The sequence below is a fragment of the Dyella jejuensis genome, assembly GCF_044904675.1.
GTDB lineage: Bacteria > Pseudomonadota > Gammaproteobacteria > Xanthomonadales > Rhodanobacteraceae > Dyella_B > Dyella_B jejuensis.
On the sequence record NZ_JADIKJ010000094.1, the window covers coordinates 1 to 308 of the forward strand.

The window sequence follows — 308 nt, forward strand, 5'->3', positions numbered from 1 at the left end:
CTCGATGCGGTCAATCTCGGTAGCGAGGCATTTCCTGCATCGCTGCGCGAGGGATTGAAGCGGGTCGGCAACGCGGCAGGGGCATCGCTGTTCATGGTCTGCCTGACGGCTTTCAAGATCTTGCTGGCCCGCTGCACGGGCCAGGACGACGTCGTCGTCGGCATGCCTGTCGACGGACGCTCGCGGCGGGAACTCGAGCCGATGGTGGGCATGTTCGTCAATACGCTGGCCTTGCGTTCGGACTTGTCAGGCGACCCGACCTTCAGTGATCTGCTGGGCACCGTGCGCACGCACGTGCTGGAAGCACT

General features: G+C 64.0%; 1 protein-coding gene. It reads left to right on the forward strand.

The annotated features are described in order from the left end of the window. On the forward strand, positions 1 to 308 hold a 308-nt coding region (locus tag ISP15_RS18455; protein ID WP_404549480.1), incomplete at both ends, for a condensation domain-containing protein.